Annotated in this window: 20 protein-coding genes; 7 read left to right on the forward strand and 13 right to left on the reverse strand. The window is 34.0% G+C overall.

Translation table 11 applies throughout. The annotated features are described in order from the left end of the window. Positions 1-6 precede the first annotated feature (6 nt). Positions 7-1,143 carry an acyltransferase family protein gene (locus tag V7719_RS03835; RefSeq protein ID WP_335728550.1) on the reverse strand — a complete coding sequence of 379 codons (1,137 nt, stop codon included), beginning with the start codon at positions 1,141-1,143 and terminating at the stop codon, positions 7-9. Positions 1,144-1,334: 191 nt separating this feature from the next. On the opposite strand from V7719_RS03835, the gene V7719_RS03840 reads away from it, so the two are divergent. Together V7719_RS03840 and V7719_RS03845 are read left to right on the forward strand one after the other, a co-directional pair. Continuing rightward, positions 1,335-2,366 (forward strand): hypothetical protein, encoded by a 1,032-nt coding sequence (locus V7719_RS03840; protein ID WP_335728551.1) that lies wholly within the window; start codon positions 1,335-1,337, stop codon positions 2,364-2,366. Between the two features lie 4 nt (positions 2,367-2,370). After that, positions 2,371-2,964, forward strand: a complete 594-nt coding sequence (locus V7719_RS03845; protein WP_335728552.1) for an SCO family protein — start codon at positions 2,371-2,373, stop codon at positions 2,962-2,964. On the opposite strand, the gene V7719_RS03850 is transcribed toward V7719_RS03845, so the two are convergent. Genes V7719_RS03850 through V7719_RS03865 form a run of 4 tightly spaced genes read right to left on the reverse strand, consistent with a single transcriptional unit; the run spans position 2,965 to position 8,133 of the window. Further along, positions 2,965-3,918, reverse strand: a complete 954-nt coding sequence (locus V7719_RS03850; RefSeq protein WP_335728553.1) for an AAA family ATPase — start codon at positions 3,916-3,918, stop codon at positions 2,965-2,967. It abuts the gene before it with no gap. A gap of 1 nt (position 3,919) precedes the next feature. Continuing rightward, positions 3,920-5,353, reverse strand: coding sequence for a peptidylprolyl isomerase (locus V7719_RS03855; protein WP_335728554.1), 1,434 nt, complete (start codon positions 5,351-5,353; stop codon positions 3,920-3,922). Further along, positions 5,337-6,188 carry a peptidyl-prolyl cis-trans isomerase gene (locus V7719_RS03860; protein ID WP_335728555.1) on the reverse strand — a complete coding sequence of 284 codons (852 nt, stop codon included), beginning with the start codon at positions 6,186-6,188 and terminating at the stop codon, positions 5,337-5,339. Before V7719_RS03860 ends, V7719_RS03855 begins: the two co-directional genes overlap by 17 nt. A gap of 1 nt (position 6,189) precedes the next feature. Then, positions 6,190-8,133, reverse strand: coding sequence for a peptidylprolyl isomerase (locus tag V7719_RS03865; protein ID WP_335728556.1), 1,944 nt, complete (start codon positions 8,131-8,133; stop codon positions 6,190-6,192). Between the two features lie 291 nt (positions 8,134-8,424). Between V7719_RS03865 and V7719_RS03870 the strand changes: the two genes are divergently transcribed. The 4 genes from V7719_RS03870 to V7719_RS03885 all read left to right on the forward strand — a co-directional run bounded on the left by V7719_RS03870 (position 8,425) and on the right by V7719_RS03885 (position 11,978). Then, positions 8,425-9,327: a T9SS type A sorting domain-containing protein gene (locus V7719_RS03870; RefSeq protein ID WP_335728557.1), complete on the forward strand. Its 903-nt coding sequence runs from the start codon at positions 8,425-8,427 to the stop codon at positions 9,325-9,327. A gap of 107 nt (positions 9,328-9,434) precedes the next feature. Then, on the forward strand, positions 9,435-9,890 hold the full coding sequence (locus V7719_RS03875) for an SRPBCC family protein (RefSeq protein WP_335728558.1): 456 nt from the start codon (positions 9,435-9,437) through the stop codon (positions 9,888-9,890). Beyond that, a complete protein-coding gene (locus V7719_RS03880) occupies positions 9,883-10,119 on the forward strand; it encodes a hypothetical protein (RefSeq protein ID WP_335728559.1) in 237 nt (78 codons plus the stop codon). The genes V7719_RS03875 and V7719_RS03880 overlap by 8 nt, the downstream gene beginning before the upstream one ends. Positions 10,120-10,124: 5 nt before the next feature. Further along, a complete protein-coding gene (locus V7719_RS03885) occupies positions 10,125-11,978 on the forward strand; it encodes a M1 family metallopeptidase (protein ID WP_335728560.1) in 1,854 nt (617 codons plus the stop codon). Between the two features lie 274 nt (positions 11,979-12,252). On the opposite strand, the gene V7719_RS03890 is transcribed toward V7719_RS03885, so the two are convergent. The 8 genes from V7719_RS03890 to V7719_RS03925 all read right to left on the reverse strand — a co-directional run bounded on the left by V7719_RS03890 (position 12,253) and on the right by V7719_RS03925 (position 19,963). Beyond that, on the reverse strand, positions 12,253-13,320 hold the full coding sequence (locus V7719_RS03890) for a methyltransferase (protein WP_335728561.1): 1,068 nt from the start codon (positions 13,318-13,320) through the stop codon (positions 12,253-12,255). 303 nt (positions 13,321-13,623) lie between these two features. After that, the gene (gene guaB / locus V7719_RS03895; RefSeq protein ID WP_335728562.1) at positions 13,624-15,096 is read right to left on the reverse strand and encodes an IMP dehydrogenase; all 1,473 of its coding nucleotides are present in this window, start codon (positions 15,094-15,096) and stop codon (positions 13,624-13,626) included. 291 nt (positions 15,097-15,387) lie between these two features. Continuing rightward, positions 15,388-15,891: a ferritin gene (locus V7719_RS03900; protein WP_335728563.1), complete on the reverse strand. Its 504-nt coding sequence runs from the start codon at positions 15,889-15,891 to the stop codon at positions 15,388-15,390. Positions 15,892-15,920: 29 nt separating this feature from the next. Further along, on the reverse strand, positions 15,921-16,409 hold the full coding sequence (locus V7719_RS03905; RefSeq protein ID WP_335728564.1) for a hypothetical protein: 489 nt from the start codon (positions 16,407-16,409) through the stop codon (positions 15,921-15,923). A gap of 14 nt (positions 16,410-16,423) precedes the next feature. Beyond that, positions 16,424-16,951: an FMN-binding protein gene (locus V7719_RS03910; RefSeq protein ID WP_335728565.1), complete on the reverse strand. Its 528-nt coding sequence runs from the start codon at positions 16,949-16,951 to the stop codon at positions 16,424-16,426. Between the two features lie 89 nt (positions 16,952-17,040). Then, a complete protein-coding gene (locus tag V7719_RS03915; protein ID WP_335728566.1) occupies positions 17,041-18,201 on the reverse strand; it encodes a porin in 1,161 nt (386 codons plus the stop codon). A gap of 233 nt (positions 18,202-18,434) precedes the next feature. Next, entirely contained in the window at positions 18,435-19,298 is an 864-nt protein-coding gene (locus tag V7719_RS03920; RefSeq protein WP_335728567.1) for a hydroxymethylglutaryl-CoA lyase, read from the reverse strand. A 38-nt stretch (positions 19,299-19,336) separates the two neighbouring features. Continuing rightward, a complete protein-coding gene (locus V7719_RS03925) occupies positions 19,337-19,963 on the reverse strand; it encodes a LysE family translocator (protein WP_335728933.1) in 627 nt (208 codons plus the stop codon). A 93-nt stretch (positions 19,964-20,056) separates the two neighbouring features. On the opposite strand from V7719_RS03925, the gene V7719_RS03930 reads away from it, so the two are divergent. Further along, positions 20,057-21,007, forward strand: coding sequence for a T9SS type A sorting domain-containing protein (locus V7719_RS03930; protein ID WP_335728568.1), 951 nt, complete (start codon positions 20,057-20,059; stop codon positions 21,005-21,007). Positions 21,008-21,041: the final 34 nt, after the last annotated feature.

The following is a 21,041-nucleotide window of genomic DNA, read 5'->3' on the forward strand; positions in this document are numbered from 1 at the left end:
TAGACCTTATTTAAAATGATTCTTAATTTTCTTATGTTCCCTAAGATTGGTCATTGGTCTTTCAAAAAACACATAAAGCAGATATGAAAGTATAATAGTGACCAAGAAATAAACGAACAGATAAACTAAGAGTGTTGACATTGACAATCCTTCCGTAGGAAAAAAGTATTTCAACAATTGCATCACTACCGAATAGTGAATTAAATACATCGAATAAGAAATTAAACTGATGACAGTTATTGGCTTTAATAGAAATTTAGGAGCCGATTTAATTAGCGACAATACTGGAAGCACCAAAGCAATGGCAATAGAATTTATAGGCAAATACAACACATTCCAAAAAAACGGATAACTTTCTATAAAAACTTGTTGAGTTGGGATTATAAAGTTTAGACCTAAAAATAGTAAAGCACCAATTCCTAAAAACAAAAATCGATATCGTCTCCAAAAGCTTGGTTTGACTAGTGATAGATATGCCGCCAAAACACCATAATAAATCGCATCTATTCTGTAAATGGTAACAGCTTTAAGATTGACATTCCAAAACATCATATCGGTTTCTGGATGGTTCAAATTATAGTAAATCTTTGTGACAAAAAAGAAGAGTACAATTAGACTTGTGATTATAAAAAATAATCTTGATTTGTTTATTTTCAGTCTTAAAAACAATACCAAATACAATAATAATGGCCCAATGATATAGGCAAACTCCTCTATGGGTAAGCTCCAAGATTCACCGAAAAATAAAGGCATTTCCCATGAAAAATTCTGAACAAATAAAAAGTATTGCCAAAAGTTATCTCGTAAGGTCGCTCCTAAATACAAGGCCAAAAGCACATTAAAAACGAGAATTAAATAATAATTGGGAAGTGTTCTAAACCAACGTCTCACCCAGAAATAAGTCACAGCTTTAAAACCATATTCTGAAGCTGTAAATAGTTTATAAATGAGCCTGCCAATTAAAAACCCACTTAGCACAAAGAAAATTTCCACACCAATCACACCAGCAATACTCATTAAATCAGTAGCTAGATTTTTAGTCTGTGGAAAAATCCAAACCGCATGAGAACAAACTACCAATAAAATAGCAACTGCTCTCATGATATCCAATCCGAAAATTCGTTTCTCGTAATTTATTTTCATTTATAAAATTGTACTGAGAACAATATCATCATTTTTTTTATACTAACGCTTTCATTACATTTGATTAGATACAATTTATGATGCGTAAGAGGTTTAAATTTATACTAATTTTTCTGGTTTTGATTCTTGTTGGTGGATTTATTTATTTCAAATCTTTAAAGACAAGACATCAAGAACTCATTAAATCTAAGATGTACTATACACTGAATCTAGTAGATTCGGAATGGAAAAAAGACCTCAGCAAAGATAAGGTGGTGTTCACCTCTCCTACTTTCGTGATTAGTAACATCTACAAATCCATGGAAGGTCCAAAATCTGACCAATATGTTGTTATAGACGATTCAAAAGAAGAGTTACTTTGGTTAAGATCCTTTAAAACCAATGCGGTTTCCTCTGATGAGAAACGAAAACTATCTAACGATTTTGTATGTCACACCAATTTTGAATATCGTGATGCCGAACATTATAATCGTTGGAATATGACCGAACGTATCAATTCTCAATATCCAAGAATAACCTCTATTAGCAATGGCGTTGAGGATTTTCAATTGCCTGATGGTTTTGGTTTCCCTGTATTTTCAAACGAAAGATTATTCATCAATGCGCAAGCGCTTAATCATAACATCACAGACTCCACTTTTAATATCAAACATAAAATTGAAATTGGTTTTGTGAAAAATAGCAAAAAAGCATTGATTCCTTTGCAACCGAAAACAGTATTTATGATGTTTCCTTTTGATCCTGAAAACCCATATGGAGGTCCAACAGAACAACTACCAAATGCTTGTATTCCAGTAGAAACTAAGAATCACACCTATATCGATACTGATGGAAATCCGCTATCAGGACATTGGATTATAAAATCTGGAAAACATAACTATACTTATGATACTTCTGCGCAATTAAACATTAAGGATAGTATCCGTTTACATCAAATAACATCACATCTTCACCCTTTTGCAAATCGATTCAAGCTGAGTGACAAAACTACGGGAACGGTTATCTACGATTGTAAAAGTGAGAATTTCACAGATAAGATAGGCTTAAAAAACACACCTTCATTTTCTAGTCAAAAAGGAATCTGGATGTATGAAGATCATATTTATGAAATGGAATTAGAAGTAGACAACACTACAGATAAAGACCAAGAAATGATGGCCAGTATGGCAATTTTCTATTACGATGGAGAAATGCAAGAAAAGGTCAATGAACTCAAACTTTAGACTCTTGAAATTTAAAATCATATCCTGTTTAATATTTCTAGTCTTCTCTTGTAAAGACAAGACTTCGGAACTTCCTGTTTTGAGTTTTAATTATATAGACGGAAAAAAGGAACTTTATAAAATAGATGATTTTGAATTCATAAATCAGGATGGAAAAACGATCACGTCATCTTCTACTGAAGGAATTGTGCACACCATGAATTTCTTCTTTACAACCTGCCCTTCTATTTGTCCGCCAATGCGTATTAAGCAGCAAGATATAGCTAATGAATTCTCAAATGAAAGTGACTTCAAGCAATATTCGGTATCAATTGATTTTCAAAAAGACACAATAGAACAATTAAAGTATTACTCCAAAATACATGGTATTACTTCTAAACAATGGGAATTATTGCGAGCGCCTTCCGAAGACCAATTAAAAGTCATCGCTAATAAGCTAAAGACCAACTTTAGACCTAATGAAGATGGCACTGATTTTTACCACTCGAGCTATGTGGCCTTGATAGATAAAGATCACTACATTCGTGGATTTTACAACATTCTTTTAGATGGCGATGTTACACTTTTAAAACAAGATATTAGAAACTTGTTGGACTAATTAAAATAAACTTTTAATAATTTGTTCATCTGTAACACCTTCTGCTTCTGCCTTGTAATTTTTAATGATCCTGTGGCGTAAAATCCCTGAAGCAACAGCTTGTATGTTTTCAATATCTGGAGAAAACTTTCCATGAATTGCAGCGTGTGTTTTTGCAGCTAACACTAAATTTTGAGATGCTCTTGGTCCTGCTCCCCAATCTACGAACTCTGTTACCAAATCTGAAGCTGCAGATGTATTTGGTCTTGTTTTACTTACCATGCTCACAGCGTATTCAATAACATTATCTGCAACTGGAATACGACGAATTACATTTTGAAAATCTATAATTTCTTGAGCAGTAAACAAAGCATTTACTGTGGCTTGTACATCTGTTGTCGTAGATCTTACAACCTCTACTTCTTCTTCAAACGAAGGATAATCTAAGTTAATAGCAAACATAAAACGGTCTAACTGAGCTTCTGGTAAGGGATATGTTCCTTCTTGCTCAATTGGGTTTTGTGTTGCCAAAACGAAATACGGTAAACTTAATTTATAGTGGTGTCCTGCAACTGTGACAGCACGTTCTTGCATAGCTTCAAGTAAAGCTGCCTGCGTTTTTGGTGGTGTACGATTAATCTCATCTGCCAAAATAATGTTGGCAAATATTGGCCCTTTTAAAAATTTAAATTGTCTGTTTTCGTCCAATATTTCACTACCTAGAATATCACTTGGCATTAAATCTGGCGTAAACTGAATTCGTTTAAAATCTAATCCTAAAGCTTGCGCAATGGTATTTACCATTAATGTTTTTGCTAAACCAGGAACACCAATTAATAAGGAGTGACCTCCTGAAAAAATCGAGATTAAAATCTGATTTACAACCGCATCTTGACCAACAATAACTTTGGCAACTTCGGTTCTTAGGGCATTATATCTTTTTACAAACTGTTCAATTGCAGCGACGTCGGACATATTATTCTTTTTCTGTTTTTAACCAGTTACTTTCAAACTCGCAATTCTTGTAATCAGCACTGATTTTCACATAAGTATCGAAAATCTTTTCTTCTTGCCATTTCTGGATTTCATTGTATTGCTTTTCTTGTAAAGCCAAAGCTTTGATTTTAAGATAATCACGAGAAAAATTGGCCTCATGCTCATTTATTCTATCAGTAACTGTTAGTATTTTGAATTTAATCGGGTTAATTCTATCTTGATCTTGTAGTACCAAGCTTATTTCATTATCTTTTAAATCTTGAATCTGACCATAAAGTTCTGGATCCATTTTTGTGAGTTCCATACTTGAATCCTGTGTGTATGGATTGATTAATTGACCACCTTCAAATTTAGTTTCCTTTTCATCACTAAACTCACGTGCAGCATCAGCAAATGTCATATCTCCAGCAAGAACTTGTTCTCTTACTTTAGTTATTTCAGCTTTAGCAGCTAATATTGAAGCTTCGCTAATTTCTGGACGTAAGAGTATATGTCTTACATCATATTCCTGACCTCTTATCTTCTCTAGAAGAATAATGTGATATCCAAAATCTGATTCAAAAGGCTCAGAGATTTCACCTTCTATTAAAGAAAAAGCAACATCTCGAAACTCCTTTACCATTTGAGGTCGCTTTCTATTAAGGGTATACATACCACCTTTCTTTTTAGCGGCAGTATCATCAGAATAAAACACAGCTTTCGTTGTAAAACTAGCTCCGTTTTCAATAACGTCTGCCTTATACTCCTTAAGCTTGTCAATAACTGCCTGTCTCGCTTCTTGAGAAATTTCTGGTATTACAACAATTTGAGCTACTTTAAGTTCTGTACCAAAATCAGGACGTTCTTCTTTCGGGATACTATTAAAATAATTTCTTACTTCTTCAGGAGTAACTTCTACATCTTCTACAATTTTACGTTGCATCTCTGAAGCTAACTTACCATTTTTGTTAATTTCAAACATTTCTTCACGCAAACTTTGCTCACTATCCTTATTATAGTAATCCAAAAGCTCCTGCATAGATCCTTTTTCTTCCAAAAACGCACTCATTTGCTGTTCGATATTAGAACGAATTTCAAGTTCATTAACCGTAATACTATCTTGTATAGCATGATGTGAGTATAGTTTGTCTTCAAGTAATTTTCCAAACAACTGGCATCTTGTAATGTCCTTAATAGACACGCCTCTTGCTTGTAATTGTATGTATTCCTTATCAATGTCAGAATCTAAAACGACATAGTCCCCAACTACTGCAGCAACACCATCTACTTTTTTTCGACTTGAAGTTTGAGTAGAATCCATTTTCTTTTTTGAAGTATCTTCTACATCTTGAATTATTTCTTGGGCAAATGACACACTGACAGTTAACACACCCAATATAATTGTTGTAATTACTGATTTAGTTATAGATTTCAAATTGTTTGTTTTTAATTGCATCTTTGGTAATATCTTTTTCAAGTAGTTTTATCAACTCTAATTTTCTTTTGTTAATTACGATTTGTTCTATCGTAGGTCTAACGTACTCCAAAGGCGCCAAATCGTTTTGAGATAAGACGTCTTTTATTTGCATCAAATATAGGTCTAATGAATCTTTGAGTTGTACAAAATTAGATTTTTTTAACAGTTCTTTTTTGTTTTTAGAATTCAGAACACTGATTTTTTCTGTTATTTGAGAAGCTTTCACCCAAACCGAATCATTAAGCGAATATGTCTTAAACTGAACCGAAATAGAATCTAGATATCGCTTGTCTTCAGCATCAAATCGTTTAAAACGCAATTTGATTTCATCTTCGTTTATAGCATTCTGCGGAATGGTAATGTATCTAAATTTCACCAACTCTTCATTAAGCTTGAAGCTTTCCTTATTAGCCTCAAAAACTTGCTTAGCCTGAGCTTCATCAACTACAGTGTCGATACTTTTTTTAACAAGTGCCTCTAGATAAGCTTTGGTATATAAATCATTTTTGTATTGATCTACCATCTTATTAAAGTCTTCTTGTTTTTGTTCAGATAAGTTACGTTCGGCTCCATCCAAAAGTAACTGCTGTGTAGCCCAACGATTAATGAAAGTATTTACAATTTGAGTACTGTCATCTTTAGGAGTGCCTTCAACGACTATATCGATAATATCTTCTTGGTAGAGATAACGTTCACCAACTCTAGCCACAGGTATTCTGTCATCTGATTTTTTAAAGAAATCACATGACGCTAATGTGGTTATACAAATAACAAATAATGCTATTTTTTTCAAGCTAGTTCTTTTTGATTTGTTTTTTAACGCGTTTTAACACCGACTCATTTAATTTGACATCAAAACGTTCGTTAAGTATTTTGACCCAATTATCTTCAATATAATTCTGATAATCGCTTATAACTTTTCCTCTGGCTTCATCCAAAGTCTTATTTCCTGCTGGCAAAACTACATTTACCATGACCACATGATACGAATCGTTATGCTGATAAATATTAGAAACACCTTCTTTAAATTCAAAATCTGAAGGAAGCGACTCATGCCCTTTTTCAAAAACATCAGCTGTTGAAATCACATTCAATTCATTCTTGGTATTCATTTCAGGAATAATCTCTTCTACGGAAACTCCCTTTTCCAATCCGCTTTTAACTTTTGTAATAGTTTTTTGTGAAGCCGAAGACAAAATCACGGCATCTACTCTATCTTTCCAAACATAGTTAGCTTTGTTAGTCTCATGAAAATTTTGCAATCCTACTGAATCTTTAGAAGCTGCATTCCATACTTCTTTTTCCATAAGATCAAACAATAACAATCCATCTCTGTATTCTTTTAAAACAAAGGCGAAGTCTTCATTTTCAAACTCTAAATTATCCTCATGATGTTTTAAAACGTTCTCTTCATAAAACTTTTTATATTCACCTGTCACTAGGACTTTAGGTGCTACTTTTCGTTTGTAATACTGACGCTGACTTTTCAACAAATGATTAATAAATTCCTTACTCAAAATAGAACTATCACCAATTTTAATAAACGTTTTGTCGCCATCAAAATTCTCAGGAGCTTTCCAAGCTTGATTGAAATAGTCATCTGTTATGATACTTTCAAAATATGCTAAATCCTCTTTATGTTCTTCGACATTATATTTGGAAGCTAACTTTTTTACTAATGCAGAATTGATAAGGTTAGATCGAGAATCTCGTTTAACTCTATTTTCCAATTCTAGTTGTACCTCTTCAAAAGGCTGAACACCCTTTTTTCCGATTAATGTTGCAATATGCCAACCGTAATCTGTTTTAAACGGTTTCGATACATCGCCTTTATTCTCCAAAGAAAAAGCGATATCTTCAAATTCTTTTGAGCTTAATTGCCCTCCTGTAAATGGTGACAACACGCCTCCTTTTTTTGATGAGCTCTTATCATCTGAAAACTGTTTTGCTAAGGATTCAAATTTTTCGCCTTGTTGAATTTTTTGATAGATTTGATTAATTCTAGTTTCAGGGTTTACTGTACTATCCTTTTGTTTGTTTGATACCATGATATGAGCCACAGTAACCTGACCTAAAGATTTACGCTTGTCAAACACCTTAACAACGTGGTACCCAAATCGGGTTCTAAACGGCATAGACACCTCACCTACAGCAGTATTAAAGGCAGCAGATTCAAATGAATACACCATTTTAAAACCTCCAAAGTAACCTAAGTCTTCCGCAAAGATTGTTTTTCCGTTGTGAACATCTTTCGTCAATGTCTCAAAGTCTTCTTTAATGAGGCGTTCACGTAATTGCATTATTTGCTTATAAACGTCAAGTGTATCAGTTTCAGTTTCTTCAATACGAACCAAAATATGAGATGCTTTAATATCATTAGTTGTACGCTCGTAAGCCTCTTTAACCAAAGCATCTGTAACTTTGCTATCAGACATGTAGTTTTTAGTCAGTTGCTTTTTATAGGTATTAAACTCCCTTATATACTTAGGGTCTTTATCTAACTCTAAACGACGCGCCTCTTTAACCTTAAGCTGATAATTGACAAATAGTTTCAAATAGCCGTCAATATCTTTTTGACTTTCATCTTTTACTAAATCTAGATTTTTATTGTAAACTCTTACAAATTCTGAAGCCATAATATCCGCTCCATCTACAGTAAACAATACATCCTTATCATTCACTTGTGCTTGAAGAAGTAAAGTAAAACCAAGAAAAAGTGTCGTAACTAATAATTTCATGTGTGTATTTTTATTTTTATTTCTAAGGTCATATCCTTTTATAAATAGCATGCCATACTATTTCAGCAAAAATAATATAATTACCATATAAAACAAGACGCTTTTAACAAACGTCTAGTCTTAATCTTTCGTATGACCTAATAAAAAACTAACATTGAAATTAATATCAATTCATATGGAGATGACATCCCTTGAAAACTAAAGTTATCAACACGAAAACGTAATAGTTGCGCGCATTTTTTTAAATATGTTAATTATAGTTTAGGTTTGATTGAAATTTAAATAACATATATGATGAAAAATTACTTTATAATTGCTTTTACCCTTTCATTTGGTTTGAGTTTTGCTCAAACTACTTACAATGGTAATGGGAATAGTGGATTTGGAGGCGTAATTGGTCCAAGTTCCATGACAATAGATGATGATGGTTCGACTATAACTTTTGAAATAACAAGAGGTCCCGGAGAATTTTTTGACACACTTGTCATTTATTTAGACACTGCTACAGGAGGCAGAACCTCTATTGATGGTGATGTCAATGATCAAGGAGATCAATTAAGAAGAGCGATATCGAGCGCAGGATATGATGATTCTGTACTTGGTTTTCCCGCTGGATTTGAACCTGATTTTGCTTTAGGGATCGAAACTGGCTTTGGAGGCGTATGGTCAATTCCTGCTTCTGGGGTTGTTGGCGATAATGGTTTACCTTTCGTTGCCTCATTAAATTCGACATTGATGCTATCTAATGATGCCACATTTACTTTAGAAGTCGATTGGAGTGAATTAGGCTTAACTAGCGCTGATAGTTTTAGATTTATAGGTATCTATCTTAATGCTAGCAATGGTTTCACATCTGATGAAGCTTATGGATCTCCTGTTCCGGGAGGGAATATTGGAGGGTCAGATTTTACATTTACCTCATCCTTTGAATATGGAATTACGCTTGATGTCATGGAATTTGATTCGACTAAAAACATCAAAGTTATAAACGACAAACTTTTAGTCAATGACTATCAAGGAAAATTGAATATAAATGTCATAGATATCACAGGTAAAATCATTAAAGCTATAAGTACAACAAGCCTTTCAAACAGCTTTAGTACCGATTTAAATTTAAGTGGTAGTCAATTATATTTCATTACAGTTGAAGGATATAATTTCACTAAAACATTAAAAGTTTTATCAAAAAAATAGATTTAAAATACCAATGAACTAATATAATGGCGATTGAACTTTCAATCGTCATTATATTTTAAAAAACTAAGTATCTTTAAAATTGAATAATCCCTCTTATATTCAAAATGAAATACACTACCGAAATAACGGTCAATGTGCCTTTAGATGAGTTTATTAAAAAAATGGATAATGTCGAAAACATGAAACATTGGCAACACGGATTGATATATGCAGAACATGTTTCTGGTGACCCAGGAGATTTAGGTTCAAAAATGAAACTCACCTATCAATTTGGAAAGCGTAAAATGGAAATTATAGAAACCATTACTAAACGTAAGTTCCCCTATGAATTTCACGCCAACTACACCTCCAAAACCGTACACAACGTACAACAAAATTATTTTGAAAAAACTAGTAACGGATTTACAAAATGGATTTCCAAAAGTGATTTTTTACCCCTAAATTTGGTCATGAGAATTATGCTCTTTATGATGCCTCGCGCTTTTAAAAAACAAACATTAAAATATATGCAAGATTTTAAAAATTTCGCTGAAAACGGAACCTCTGTTGCCAATGCGTAGACTAAAACTCATTTGGGACTTTCGAGGTCCTGATGCTATAAAAATTGCAGAGCATCACGTAAAACATCTCAAAGAGTTTATCGTTATTAAAAACACCAATCTTAACATTACCGGATTTGAACAGCTCAATGAGTTGCATAGTATTGCATTTATGGTTGTAACCGATGATGAAATGAAACCTATTCGAGATGCTCTTAAACCGCATCGTGGACAAATTTACTCAGAATAAACACTATGAAAAAACAAACACTTTTATCTGCTTTAATCGTCTTAGTATTTAGCTGTAACGACGACAAGAAAGCAGAAACTACGATATCTAAATACGTCAAAGAAATACACTCCTATGCAAAACCTAATGAATCTGTTATCAAGCATTTAAACTTAAATATAAATGTTGATTTCGATTCAAAAATAATCGGTGGTACTGCAACCTATACTATTGAAAGCAATGATGCTTCGGAAATCGTTTTAGATTCAAAATTTTTAGAAATTGAACGTGCAGAAGCTGATGGGAAACCAACCGAATTCACGCTTGGAACATTTGATAAACAATTGGGACAACCCTTGAAAATTAAAATTACCGAAGACACAAAACAAATCACCATTCATTATAAAACAACCGATAAAACTGAAGCCTTGCAATGGCTAAGTCCACAACAAACCGCAGACAAAACGCATCCATTTTTATTCACTCAAGGTCAGGCAATTTTAACGCGTAGTTGGATTCCTATTCAAGACAGTCCGCAAATTAGAATTACTTACAATGCTACAGTAAAAGTACCAAAAGAACTTATGGCAGTGATGAGTGCCGAAAATCCGAAACAAAAAACAGCGGACGGATTGTATACCTTTAAAATGAAACAACCTATCTCGCCATATTTAATGGCATTGGCTGTTGGAGATTTAGAATACAAAGCCGTAAGTAACAGAACAGGTGTTTATGCCGAAAAATCTATGGTAGATAAAGCACAAGCTGAATTTAGTGATATGGAGAAAATGGTCGTTGCTGCCGAAAATCTATATGGTGCTTACGATTGGGAGCAATTTGATGTGATTGTCTTGCCGCCTAGTTTTCCGTTTGGTGGTATGGAAAACCCAAGATTAACCTTTGCTACACCAACAGTAATTGCTGGAGATAAAAGTTTGACGTCTTTAATTGCACACGAATTGGCACACTCATGGTCTGGTAATTTGGTGACTAATGCTACGTGGAATGACTTCTGGCTTAATGAAGGGTTTACGGTGTATTTTGAAATTAGAATCATGGAAGCACTCTACGGTAAAGATCGCGCCAACATGATTGCTTTGATTGGAAGACAAGATTTAGAAGAAGAAGTTGAAGGTTTCAAAGACGAGCCAGACATGACCAAATTAAAACTGGATTTAACGAATAAAAATCCTGACGATGGCATGAACAGCATTGCCTATGATAAAGGATATCTCTTTTTGCGAACTCTTGAAGAAACTGTTGGTCGTGATAAATTTGATGTTTTTCTAAAAAGTTATTTCAAAACCAATGCCTTTTCTACAGTGACAACTGAAAGTTTTGTAGATTACCTCAACGCCAATCTGTTAGAACCAAACAGTATTGCGTTTAATGTAGACGAATGGATTTACCAACCAGGCATTCCAGAAAATCAAGCCATTATTGTTTCTGATAAATTTGAAAATGCACAAAACACATTACACTCTTTTATAGATAACAAGGCAGTTGATGTATCAAAAACTAAGGGTTGGACCACCCAAGAATGGGTTCATTTTATCAGGAATTTCCCTGAGACCATTACTACAGAAGATTTAAAACGCTTAGATATCGCTTTCGACTTGACCAATTCCAACAATTCGCATATTGCAATGGTTTGGTATGAACAAACGATTAACCATGATTATCATGGCAAAAATGTAGACCAAAAGATTGAAGACTTTCTGATTCGTGTTGGTAGACGTTGGTATGTCTCAACATTGTACAAAGCCTTTAAACGAAATAACAAGGTTGATGAAGCTTTAGCAATCTATAAAAAAGCGAGAGCCAATTATCATTCTGTGACAGCCAATACGATTGATGATATGTTGGGATATAAGAGTTAACCAAGATTTATAGTTTTCTGTCATATTTGAATTAATCAAAACAGGAAGTAATGAATATCACAAAAAGACCCATTGGAAAAAATCTAATTCTTCATATTCAGATATGGGCATTATTTACATTGGCCATTGGTTAACTTTAGGGTTCATTAGAGAAAAGGATTGTTCTATTCTTAATGCAGTGCTACTTCATGCAATGTTTGATATGCCTCCAGTATTTTTTAGTGTATAAAATACTGAAGCCAACATTCAACAATTATTTCAGCAATATCAGGATTCAAATATGTGTTAGCACCCAAAGTTCTACTTCTTCTGAAGAGCGCCAATGCTGATCCCGTTTTGTTTTACTAGAAGCAGCTTTTACCGATTTCTTAAAACATTTTTCCAATTGAAACCTGTTGCCTTCGGCCAATTCTGTTTCTATAGGATGGTCTGTTGTTACATTCGTTATTTGCGCCAAATTTGAAAAGAGGAGCACTAGTTTTCCTTCGGGTAATAGTCTTTTTTTTGCTTCAGTGAAAAAATCTAGGAATAAGGTCTTACTATAATAAATAGCTTCATCAATGCTACCCAAGACATGAGCTTCTGGAAGCCAAGGTGGATTAAATACAATCAATTCGGTTTGCTTTTCCCACTTACCAAAGAGATCTCCAAAATCCAGTTCAATTTTTCGTGAGAGCTTTGTTGTACCCATAAATTCTGTCAATCCTACAATCGCATTAGGGTTTGTATCGGTTGCAAACACCTTTTGAAACTGATGTTGTACCATTTGCAAGGATAACACACCACAGCCAACACCAACATCTATAGCTGTCTTTTTTGGTCCTTCGTAACGCTTTAACCAATTATCAAAAAGCACTAAATGGTCAAAACGCGTAGGAAAGTATGTTCCGTAATAAGGATGTATTTTGTTTCGTAGTACAGGTATAGAAATTCCATTTTCATACCATTGCCAAGCACTATTCAATCCTTGTATTTGAGGAAAGGTCAAAAAGAAATGATCATTATCTGAATAAAACTTTTCTAACCAGCCAATGCTAGGAGATTTCTTTGCACATAGTTTTTGATCGACAATTTCTAATAAAATTAGATTTGAAAGTCGATAGTATTCTGAGCGATACTCATGCTGTTCTATGAAAGACTTATTGGGTAATTTTAGTTTCAGATATTTGTGTAAATCCTTAAGAAGGGAAATGCCGTCACTATAAAACTCACTGATTAGTATATATTTACCTTGCTTTAAGGATTCAATCGTAGGTCCAACATCAGTCCCGTGTTTAAACGGTTTTGGTTTTTCACTAATCGAAATCGGTTCTGGCTTGTTTATTTCTATATCTGTAATCATATGTTGTTTTCCTTTTTTGATAAGGTAGCTAATCCTTTCTGCCTATTACTGTGAATGATTGAGAATATTCAAATAATCTTGGCAGCAACTTGTATAACATTTTGTCCACTTTGTGTGTATTCGTTTTCTTTTACTAAATTAGTTCCAAACCAAAATATCATATGGTGACGCCAATTAATGATTCGATTATTAAACTGTTATCTCCAAAACATAATTAAAAGCAAATCATAAGCGCATATCAAATTGGCTAGATAAAAAAAGCACAACTTAGAGTTGTGCTTTCATTTTATATCTGTTTTAATTCTACCTCGAATAATTTGGTGATTCATTAGTAATGGTGACATCATGTGGATGACTTTCATTAATACCTGAAGCCGTTATTTTAACGAAACGACCAGTCTCTTTTAAAGTACTAATATCCTTTGCACCGCAATACCCCATTCCTGCTCGAAGTCCGCCAATAAACTGATGGATACTTTCCACCAAATCGCCTTTATATGGTACACGACCAACAATACCCTCTGGAACTAATTTTTTAATATCGTCTTCAACATCCTGAAAATAACGATCCTTACTTCCTTGCTTCATGGCTTCTACAGAACCCATTCCACGATAAGACTTAAATTTTCGTCCTTCGTAAATAATGGTTTGTCCTGGACTTTCTTTTGTTCCAGCCAATAGAGAACCTAACATTACAGTGTCTGCTCCTGCTGCAATGGCTTTTGGGATATCTCCTGTGTAACGAATTCCGCCATCTGCAATTACTGGAACTCCAGAACCTTTGATTGCGGCAGCGACTTCTAATACTGCGGAAAACTGCGGAAACCCAACACCTGCGACCACTCTTGTCGTACAAATTGAACCTGGACCAATACCAACTTTTACGGCATCTGCACCAGCTTCAACCAAATACTTTGCAGCTTCAGCGGTGGCAATATTTCCAACGATAACTTCAAGTTTTGGGAATTTTTTCTTAACCTCTTTCAATACCATCACCACACCTTTGGTATGACCATGAGCTGTATCTATAATAACGGCATCTACCCCTGCTTTTACTAATGCAGAAGCACGATCTACAGCATCTCCAGTAACCCCTATAGCCGCTGCAACACGCAATCTTCCGTAGGAATCTTTATTAGCATTTGGTTTTTGAGTGACTTTAGTGATATCTCTAAACGTGATTAATCCAACTAATTTGTAATTATCATCAACAATCAATAATTTTTCAATCTTATTTAATTGAAGGATTTTCTCTGCATCTTTTAAAGACGTGCCTTGAGCAGATGTGATTAGATTTTCGGAAGTCATCACCTCAACAATTGGTCTTTCATTATCATGTTCAAAACGAAGATCACGATTGGTAACAATACCTTTTAGCGTTCCTGTCTCATCAACAATAGGAATGCCTCCAATCTTATGTTCTGCCATATTCTGCTTGGCATGAGCCACAGTTGCTGTTAGAGGCAAGGTCACTGGATCGATTATCATTCCGCTTTCAGCGCGTTTCACTTTACGAACCTTTTCAGCTTGCTGGTCAATAGTCATGTTCTTATGAAGTACGCCAATACCTCCTTCTTGCGCCATAGCAATAGCCATTTTGCTTTCGGTAACCGTATCCATAGCTGCGGAAACCACAGGGATATTAATCGTAATGTTACGCGTGAATTTAGTTTGAATATTGACTTCTCGTGGTAATACTTCAGAAAATGCTGGAACTAAGAGTACGTCATCGTAAGTAAGACCTTCTCCAACAATTTTATTTTCGTGTGCTGTCATGATGCAATTACAGTTATAATTGCATGCGAATATACGACATAAATAAAAGAATAGTATTAAGACTATATTAAATCTTAGCTAAACTGTTTTTTTAAATTAAAAAATAAATGGATCCTTAAAACCTTGGGCAACGCTTACAATTAGTCTTTCCTTTTTTCTTGTACTTTTTACAGCATTTAGACTTCTTATTGACATCACAATACAGAACAAATGACGTAATAATCACTGGAGAATTTTCCAAAATTAATTCGTCTCGCATTATTTTAATTTATAGCGTTGCCTAAAGTGAAGTTATTCTTTTTCTTGAGCTGCTGCAATGGTATTAATATCGCGATCAAATAAGTAATGACCAGATTTATCATTGCCTATAATGTTTAATTTATCCAATAAGGTTCTTGCCATTGCCTCTTCTTCAAGCTGTTCTGTGACATACCATTGCATAAAATTATGAACGTTATAATCTTTATTCTGTAAACATTCATAAATCACGTGATTAATTTGCTCTGTAACAGACACTTCACTTTCAAGAAATTTCTCAAAAAGTTCATTAAGACTTTTATAAGATGCTTTCGGCTGATCTAATGCTGGGATAATCACATTTCCGCTTCTCTCATTAACGAACTTGACCAATTTGGTCATGTGCACACGTTCTTCTTCAGATTGACTGTAGAAAAATTGGGCAACACCATTATAACCTTCGGCATCTGCCCAAGACGCCATTGCCAAATATTGCAGTGATGCTTGCGCTTCGTATTTAATTTGACTATTTAATAATTCTTCAATTGTTGAATTCATTTGTTTTTCTTTTTTACTAAGATAATCAATTATGATAAATTGACTTTTCTAGAAACTAATAATTGATATAATATAATCAAGACAGAAACGGTATAGGCTAAAGCCATTAAACTTCCTGAAATAACAACTATATATTTCATCCAGAGCATGCCTTTCCATAAAAAATAAATTCCGCCAAATGTTAACAATACAGAAATAAATGGCTCGATAATTAATATCATTTTAATACGCCTTGACAGTTTAGTTGTGCTCAAAATTAAGCCAACCAAAAAGAAAATGATAGACATAGATAAAATATGACCATGTACCAATGTTAGCATTTGTCGTTCATTTTTTTTAAACTTCATAACAGTGGCTTCCCCATTATCTTCATTACCCAAATACTGTTCTTCAATACCATTTGGATTTGCTGAAGACGTTTCTCCAACAAACAACAAACCTGTATAAAAACCAACACTTAAAACAATAATGAATACCGCTAAAAGTATTTTTAGTTCTTTTGGAAAGGTATGAAGCATGCCATTTAGTTGCATTATAGCGCCTTTTTAGATTGAAGAATTTCTAATGATCTTAGCATATCATTAACAGCTGTCGTCATTGATCGCACTGAAATTGTCGCTCCAGCAATAGCCACAATGTTTTGTTGATACTTCAACTCATTTTTTGGAGTTTTACCTACAAATTGTTTGAGCCATCGTTTGCTTCCAATCTCACCACCGTAATCTTCTCTGTACACCAATACTTTAGCTTTTTTCACTACTAAATCTTTACTTAATAGAATCAAATAATCAAACTCATCTGTTTTGCTAGGCGCTTTTGAAACATAAGCATATCCTAATAGCGTATCACCTTTACTAATATTAAAAAAATTATCCGATCCAAATTCGGAAGGAAGTGTTTTTACAATTTCGGCATCAAAAGTTTTAGATTCGAAAACAAATTCTTCAACTTCATAAGTCCTTTTTATCTCTTTATCAACTTTCTTCTGAATATTTTTGGGCAATTGAGCGCCCACAAATAAGAGAGTTAAACATGCTAATAAAATGTGGGTAAACTTCATATTACAAAGGTATACTTTTAAAAGCCTATTAGTCAAAGAAGACTTTAAAATCTTAATTGACTCATACACTTAATTATAGTTAAAACAACTTAGAACCAGACACCCAAGCCTATGTTTAATTGATTAGGAACATCTGAACCTGCTGCATTATCTTTTATTTGGTAATCGGCTTTAACAACTGCTCCTGGAGCAACTTTATAACTCAAACCAAATGTCCATTCATTACGATCGTAACTATCGTTTCTCATTAATCCACCATCAACAGAAGCATGTGTATCAAAATCTTCATATCTAGCAAAAGCAAATAATTGTTGTTGCTTAGTTAATGGCAATAAGTTATAAGCAGCTTCTACATAGTATCCCTGCAAGGCGCTTCCCAAATCTGCAACATTTAAATTATTATAATCTTCAGTATCACTAATACTTGCATGAATAAATTGTCCACGAGCAGTAAAACGTTGGTAAGCATATCGTGCATCAAAACCTACCATAGATATTCCTACCGATGTCCCATCGATATCCTCTACATCATCTTCAGCCTGAGTACGACCAAAATATCCAGATAAGCCTAAACGTAATCCTGGAAGGCCATAGAAATCTAGTTTAGCCGAAAAATTTGGAGAATCTACAGTAGAACGAATTCCTTTTTGTCTTCCATTTCTTAATCCATTTTTTCCACCTAAAACTTTAGTGCCATTCACAGAAGAAAAACCATTAAAGATATACGCTTGGTAGCGCAAAGATACCTCATCAAAACGTCCAGAAACACCAAAACCAATTTCCCTCCAAGTTGTTGGTACAATACTTCCATCAATACTTGGTCTTTCAACACCATTAAATGTTGTTGGTTCATGGTATTCGTTAACAATTCCCATAGGCACTAACATTAAACCACCTCGAAGATTAACATTATCATTTAAGCTATACTGAAGAAATGCTTGCTCTACAAATACTTCTTCAACATGCTCTAACTCAATTTCTGTAACAAACTGTACTTTATCATTAAACTTATATCCAAAAAGTAATACCAAACGTTGAACATCTAACTCTCCGTTATCAGCTTCTGGCTGATTGTATGTAATTTCTCCATAACCTCCTACTGTTACACCTGTGTTGATGTTTCCAGATAAAATACGCTGAGCAGCATTTTGTTGATTTTGAGGATTAATAGATAAAGAATCTGGTACTGTTTGAGCATAAACAAATGATGCTGATAAAGTAATAATAAAGGCTAGTATTTTTTTACTCATGATGCGGCTTGTGATTTTTAAGTTTTCGTGAATTTTTGATTTCATTTTAGTTAATCCACTATTCTTATTTAGACTTGATATAAATAATTGTCACGAATTCGATTGCAAATTTAAAACAGATATTTACTTGTGCAAAGTTTATTTAGATTAATTTTAAATAAACTTTTAAACCTTGAAACAATACATTGAAAATGTGCGTTTTAAAGAATGTCAAAATTTAAAAAATAAAGAGTTTAATGGTAAGCAGTAAAGATTTTTGTAGCTTCATTATAGGCGCTTTCAAAACTCATAGCATTGAGATTATTATGCATATTAGACGTAAAATACGACAAAACCTTTTCGGTAGGCATATTTCCCGTGAGTTCATCTTTAGCCATTGGACAACCACCAAATCCTTGAATTGCACCATCAAAACGCATGCATCCAGCTTTAAAGGCTGCATCAACTTTTTCAAACCATAAAGTTGGTGTGGTATGTAGGTGTGCTCCAAATTCGATGTCTGTATATTTTGGAATCAAATTTGAAAATAAATAATTGATACTCTCAGGATTAGAACTTCCAATCGTATCACTAAGTGAGAGAATCTTCACCCCCATATTGCTTAATCGTTCGGTCCACTCACCTACTATATCTACATTCCATGGATCTCCATAAGGGTTGCCAAATCCCATTGAAATATAAACAACCACTTCTTTATTATGGGTATTTGCTAATTCTAAAATTTCAGAAAGTGTCACAACAGATTGAGCAATAGTTTTATGTGTATTTCTCATCTGAAAATTTTCAGATATAGAAAAGGGATAGCCTAAATAATCAATTTCAGGATGTTTACAAGCATCATTGGCACCTCGAGTGTTAGCAATAATCGCTAATAGTTTACTTGTTGTTTTACTCAAATCTAACTTTGACAATACTTCAGCTGTGTCAACCATTTGAGGTATGGCTTTTGGTGAGACAAAACTCCCAAAGTCAATCGTATCAAAACCCACTCTCAACAGCGATTGTATATACTGCACTTTTTTATCGGTAGGTATAAAATCCTTAATGCCTTGCATGGCATCACGAGGACATTCAATTATTTTGAGTGGCTTCTTCATCTCCTCCAAAGATAGCAATTAAGTCTATTCATATGCGTTTATTTTTCCGAAGTAAAAATGATAATCGCAATTCCCACAAACACAATAATTTGTAGCCATTTAAGGTAAAGTCCAACACGTTTATGCTGTTTGATATATTCTGAAATGGAACCAGCCAGAATAGCAATTACTGAGAAAATAATAGCAGAAACTAGCATAAACAGTAATCCCAATACATAAAATTGAATAACTGTACTCATCGTTTGACTAAATAGAAATCCAGGGAAAAATGCCAAAAAGAAAATAGATACTTTGGGGTTTAGTACGTTCATTACAAACCCTTGTTTAAATAACTGCACCATGCTTTTCTTGGGAATGTTCCCAGAATTTAAACTCAGCTCTCCACTAGACTTATAAACCTTAAACGCCAAAAACACTAAATATAAAGCGCCAAGTAATTTTATGATAAAAAATAATGAGTCGTTTTCCTTAATAATGGAAGACACTCCAAAAGCAACCAATGTAGTGTGCACCAAACATCCAGAAATTAAACCGGCAACGGTTGCTAATCCAAATTTTTTGCCATTGACGATACTCTGCATTAAAACATATATATTGTCTGGTCCTGGAGAAATAGCAAGTATAGAAGTTGCCAGTACAAATGATATGAGGAGATCGTAATTCAGTATGATTAATTTTTTATAAAAATAATTAAAGATTAGTGTAAGGAATTGTGGTTTTTTTTCGACATAACTAACTTGACATCAACGACTAGTACTATGGGGAAAATTACTTTAGCTTTAAAATCGATAGTCTCCCTTGCTTTGTTACTTAGCGTAGCTATTATTTTCGCACAAACTACCGCAAGTTACAACATTACATTTAGCAGTAATTGGGAAAATGAAACCGTTGCACCTGATACAGGTAACAGTACTTCAGCTATACCTGGAAATGCACATTGGTCTGATCTAGTTGGAGCCACACATAACAGTAATTACACGCTTCTTGAAATGGGAACTTTAGCGTCTACTGGCGTAAAGAATGTTGCGGAAGCTGGTAGCAATGGTATTCTCTTCAGCGAAGTAAACGATGAAATTAACATTATAGGTAATGCAGACCAATGGCTAGAACAAGGATTTTCACCTTTTGCGGCCATAAGTTCAGCAACGTTGAGTAATGTTGTGGTAAGCTCAGACTATCCATTATTGAGTTTAGTATCGATGATTGCTCCAAGTCCGGACTGGATGATCGCTATCAACAGTGTCAACCTTAGAGACGGAAATACATGGAGAAATGAAATTATTTTAGAATTATTCCCTTATGATGCTGGTACAGATAGTGGTACGACTTATGGTGCCACAAATCAAGTTACAGTGCCTTTTGAACCCGTTGGCGTTCTTATCAATGAAGGGCCTTTTAATGACAAACCAATAGGCACAATGACGATTACTTTAAATCAAGTACTTAGTGTTGATAATCAAGACATGACTGAGGTTAGTTTATATCCTAACCCGTCAAATGGTCAATTCACGGTTACAACTTCCAGCGCAAATACGTTAAAGGAAGCCTTGGCTTATGATGTTCTGGGTAAGCAAGTGGCTAGATTTAAAAACAAAAATGCTGACAATCAAACAAAATTTGATTTAACGCAACTTAATCAAGGGATTTATCTTATTAGATTAGTATTTGAAGATGGTTCACAATCGACTAAAAAGATCGCCATCAAATAACAAAAAATGGTATTTCATCTATAAATTAGGTGTT

Source organism: Psychroserpens sp. (genome assembly GCF_036960315.1).
GTDB lineage: Bacteria > Bacteroidota > Bacteroidia > Flavobacteriales > Flavobacteriaceae > Psychroserpens.

Bases quoted from the DNA above. Each gene is read 5' to 3' on its own strand.
- V7719_RS03890 (WP_335728561.1), bottom strand. From the start codon at position 13,320: ATGATTACAGATATAGAAATAAACAAGCCAGAACCGATTTCGATTAGT.
- guaB (WP_335728562.1), bottom strand. From the start codon at position 15,096: ATGACAGCACACGAAAATAAAATTGTTGGAGAAGGTCTTACTTACGAT.
- V7719_RS03910 (WP_335728565.1), bottom strand. From the start codon at position 16,951: ATGAAGTTTACCCACATTTTATTAGCATGTTTAACTCTCTTATTTGTG.
- V7719_RS03900 (WP_335728563.1), bottom strand. From the start codon at position 15,891: ATGAATTCAACAATTGAAGAATTATTAAATAGTCAAATTAAATACGAA.
- V7719_RS03870 (WP_335728557.1), top strand. From the start codon at position 8,425: ATGATGAAAAATTACTTTATAATTGCTTTTACCCTTTCATTTGGTTTG.
- V7719_RS03875 (WP_335728558.1), top strand. From the start codon at position 9,435: ATGAAATACACTACCGAAATAACGGTCAATGTGCCTTTAGATGAGTTT.
- V7719_RS03835 (WP_335728550.1), bottom strand. From the start codon at position 1,143: ATGAAAATAAATTACGAGAAACGAATTTTCGGATTGGATATCATGAGA.
- V7719_RS03915 (WP_335728566.1), bottom strand. From the start codon at position 18,201: ATGAGTAAAAAAATACTAGCCTTTATTATTACTTTATCAGCATCATTT.
- V7719_RS03850 (WP_335728553.1), bottom strand. From the start codon at position 3,918: ATGTCCGACGTCGCTGCAATTGAACAGTTTGTAAAAAGATATAATGCC.
- V7719_RS03865 (WP_335728556.1), bottom strand. From the start codon at position 8,133: ATGAAATTATTAGTTACGACACTTTTTCTTGGTTTTACTTTACTTCTT.
- V7719_RS03905 (WP_335728564.1), bottom strand. From the start codon at position 16,409: ATGCTTCATACCTTTCCAAAAGAACTAAAAATACTTTTAGCGGTATTC.
- V7719_RS03930 (WP_335728568.1), top strand. From the start codon at position 20,057: ATGGGGAAAATTACTTTAGCTTTAAAATCGATAGTCTCCCTTGCTTTG.
- V7719_RS03840 (WP_335728551.1), top strand. From the start codon at position 1,335: ATGTACTATACACTGAATCTAGTAGATTCGGAATGGAAAAAAGACCTC.
- V7719_RS03885 (WP_335728560.1), top strand. From the start codon at position 10,125: ATGAAAAAACAAACACTTTTATCTGCTTTAATCGTCTTAGTATTTAGC.
- V7719_RS03920 (WP_335728567.1), bottom strand. From the start codon at position 19,298: ATGAAGAAGCCACTCAAAATAATTGAATGTCCTCGTGATGCCATGCAA.
- V7719_RS03880 (WP_335728559.1), top strand. From the start codon at position 9,883: ATGCGTAGACTAAAACTCATTTGGGACTTTCGAGGTCCTGATGCTATA.